Below are 1,415 nucleotides of genomic sequence, written 5' to 3'. Positions count from 1 at the left end.
TGTCCGTCGTCAGATCATTTGGCTCAGATTGGATCGCAGATTAGCGAAGTGTCGGCCTCATCTTGGGGTTGATGTTATGCGGCGATCTTGCGGTGCTGCAAGCGCCGATGTTGGATGGTTTGCCGTTTGATCCTTTCGCGCTGTTTGATGATGGTCTGGGCCCTGCCGAAGTAGGCGTCGGCTGGGGTCACGTTGTCGAGGCTCTCGTGGTAGCGCCGGTGGTTGTAATGCTCGATGAAGGCTGCGATCTGGGCTTCGAGGTCGCCGGACATGGCTCATGCGTTGGTCCTGGATATAGTCCGCCAGTTCGCCGGCGATGTAGCTGGGGCCGTTGTCGCTGAGCAACCGGGGTTTGTGACGAACGTGAGCCTGATCGCAACCTGATGTCGCCAGCGCCATGTCCAGCGTGTCGGTGACGTCCTCGGCCCGCATGGTGCTGCACAGCTTCCAGGCGATGATGTAACGGGAGTAATCGTCGAGCACGGTCGACAGGTACATCCAGCCCCAGCCGATGATCTTGAAGTAGGTGAAGTCCGTCTGCCACATCTCATTGGGTCGCGTCGTCTTGGTGTGGAACTCGTTCGCCGCCTTGATCACCACATAGGCCGGGCTGGTGATCAGATCGTAGGCCTTGAGGAGCCGGTAAACGCTGGCTTCCGACACGAAGTAGCGCTTCTCGTCGGTGAACCGCACCGCCAGTTCGCGCGGGGAGAGCTCGGACTGCTTCAGCGCCAGTTCGATGATCTGGTCATGGATGGCAGGCGGGATGCGGTTCCACACGCGGCTCGGTGCCAAGGGCCGATCTTCCAGCGCCTCAGGCCCGCCCCCGAGATAGCGGTCATACCAGCGATAGAAGGTCCGTCGTGGGATCCCCAGCCGGTCCAGCGTGCTGCGGGTTGGCAGGTGAGACTGCTCGACGATCCTGATGATCTCGAGCTTTTCGGATGCGGGATATCTCATTCTTGCCCGTCCCCATCCGCGATCATGCTTTTTTTGAGCAGACGGTTTTCCAGTGTCAGATCAGCGACGCATTCCTTCAGCGCGCTGGCCTCCCGGCGCAAATCCTTGACCTCGTCACTGGTGGCAGCACGAGCCGTATCACCCGCCAATCGGCGCTTTCCGGCCTCCATGAACTCTTTGGACCAGGTGTAATACAGGCTCTGCGCGATCCCTTCCTTGCGGCACAGCTCGGCGATGCTGTCTTCGCCGCGCAAACCGTCCAGCACGATCCGGATCTTGTCTTCCGCTGAAAAATGCCGCCGGGTCGCCAGGCGAATGTCCTTCACAACCTGCTCGGTAGGCTTTTTGGCACTTGAGGATTTAGGGCTCATCTTGGTTCCTTCGTCAGCTGACGAGACCAAAACCCTCCTTAATTCACAACCTCAAATCTGGGACACAGGTGCTGACGGGGAACA

The 1,415-nt window shown here is 59.3% G+C and carries 1 pseudogene; it reads right to left on the bottom strand.

Annotated elements, in window-relative coordinates:
- Positions 1-74: 74 nt before the first annotated feature.
- A pseudogene (locus ACX3P1_RS28075) lies at positions 75-1,331 on the bottom strand (IS3 family transposase).
- Between the last annotated feature and the right edge of the window lie 84 nt (positions 1,332-1,415).

The organism is Mesorhizobium sp. A623 (assembly GCF_054489405.1).
This window is presented reverse-complemented; position numbering and strand designations above follow the sequence as displayed.